Below are 1,944 nucleotides of genomic sequence, written 5' to 3'. Positions count from 1 at the left end.
CGGCGCGCGGCATGGTCTATGTCGTTTCTCGCATGGGCGTCACCGGCAAGCAAACCCAATGGGGCGAAGCATTTGAGCAGTATGTTGCGCGAATTCGGAAACACACTGATTTACCATTGGCGATCGGCTTTGGTGTTCGCGCCGCTGAAGATTTAAAAGCGTTGACTGGTACAGCCGAAGTTGCCGCCTTTTGTTCAAAATATATTGAATGGCAACGCAACGATGGCGGCGATGTTGCCGCTGAGAAAATGAAGCAGTTATTGATTGATTCTGCTTTGGCCTAGCCAGCGCAATCTGAAGTCTGATTTCGAAGTAAATATGGAACTTCAGCAATTCTGAGAAAGAATGAAAATGGAAATTGTCGAATCGACGCGCAAAGACTATGAAGAAATTACCTGTTCGTCGCAAAACAATTTCAGGGTCAGGGTATCGCCAAGCAATTGTTTAACCAGGCGAAAAATTATTTGCGCTTACACAGTGATGTACGCTTAATTGAATTTAATGCCAGTGCGTATTCGGTGCCCGCCTATAACCGACTCGGTTGTTTTAAGTCTGCTGACGCGTTTATATTTAATGGTTGCGAGTTTCAACCGATGGCGTATCGAATCTAAAGTTAAACTCCAACTAAGCTAAAATTCAATTAACTTTTATAACCCCTCTGCCCTGAATTAGATCAATTTTGTTCTGTTTTATTTAGACAGGTTGTTAGATTTGTTGGTATGTTATTCGTTTAGGTGTTTTTCGATTGATGGAATGAATCGTTCATTCGTTAAATTGTTTGTCCTAATGAAATCAAATAACAAATGGGATACATTATGAATAGTCGTGCTTTTACCATTGCTACTGTTATGTCGGCAGTTTTATTCTCGTCTTGTGGCAACTCAGGTGGTTCAAATAGCGAACCAGTCATTGATTGGGTTGTTGGTGATATTAGAGCGGCGGATGCAAGCTTCTTTACAAGGCAGAGCCTTCCGTCAGATCATAGTCTTGATCGGTTTTTCAGTATAAAAGTTAGTGACGCGGATGGTCTTAGTGACATCACTGAAATATTTTACTCCTACCCAAATAGTAGTGAGGAGTATCAGATATTTGACTATGCAGACGATGAATTTAACGAAAATGGATATTTTGGCGTTCGAAGATACTCAACATCGTTACCAGATACTGTTGAGTTGAAAGGCTGGTCAGTACGAGTTGTAGACTCCGCAGGACATTCGGTCAGTAAATCGTTTGATTTTCCACTACCAAACCTAGCAGATTCAACTGCTGTAAGCTTTGTTTATTCTCCAGCATATACGGGCGGTACGAATGGAGGAGTTGAAGCGCTTGCACTACCCACTGACATGGCCACGAGTTCAATAGACTACGGAAACGAAACAATTACTATTGAATATGCTATTGATGACGATCGAGTTAAAAATGTGAGAGCTTCGTTTTATACTTTGACGGGTGAACGTGTTGGATATCTTACAAATCAATTCATTCCAGTTACTGACGGTACTGTTGATTCACTGCCTTTTCTAAAATCAGAAATTAGTTTTGTCGATACATACACATTTACTGATATTAAGACATTTCATCTCTTTCTAAGGGATGATATGACCTTAACGGAAGCAGAAAATGGCTACAGTAATTGGTGGCGTTATTTAACAATTGGTGAATTGGTCGAATTGAACTAAAACATATAAGTTAAACACATGTCGGACTATTCTAGCGTTCGATGTTCAATAATAGGTATGTGTGGTTCTACTTTCGTTTTGACTATGTCGTTCGGAATTAGGCTTTGATGTTAGTAATTTGAAGGCTTGCTTTATGCAGGCCTTTTTTTTGTTAAAAAACAAGGTGCCAGAAAAGCTGGCGTGGAATCGAAACAATGCAGTGATTTTTCAGCGAATTATATAACGAGGATGAATCATGGATTCAAAACCTGACAGATGGCATCAG

At 40.2% G+C, this 1,944-nt stretch carries 3 protein-coding genes; all 3 read left to right on the top strand.

What is annotated here, in order from left to right; all coding sequences use genetic code 11:
- On the top strand, positions 1-284 hold a 284-nt coding region (locus BGP77_RS02550; protein ID WP_199224177.1), incomplete at its 5' end, for a tryptophan synthase subunit alpha.
- A 111-nt stretch (positions 285-395) separates the two neighbouring features.
- Positions 396-611 (top strand): GNAT family N-acetyltransferase, encoded by a 216-nt coding sequence (locus BGP77_RS18345; protein WP_108163180.1) that lies wholly within the window; start codon positions 396-398, stop codon positions 609-611.
- A 204-nt stretch (positions 612-815) separates the two neighbouring features.
- Entirely contained in the window at positions 816-1,679 is an 864-nt protein-coding gene (locus BGP77_RS17875; protein ID WP_146171166.1) for a hypothetical protein, read from the top strand.
- The last annotated feature ends 265 nt before the right edge of the window (positions 1,680-1,944 follow it).

The organism is Saccharospirillum sp. MSK14-1 (assembly GCF_003054965.1).
GTDB lineage: Bacteria > Pseudomonadota > Gammaproteobacteria > Pseudomonadales > Natronospirillaceae > Saccharospirillum.
The sequence above is the reverse complement of the archived record's forward strand: the minus strand, read 5'-3'. Positions and strand labels throughout refer to the sequence as shown.

Excerpts from the sequence above, each read along its gene's own strand:
- BGP77_RS17875 (WP_146171166.1), top strand. The coding sequence starts at position 816 with ATGAATAGTCGTGCTTTTACCATTGCTACTGTTATGTCGGCAGTTTTA.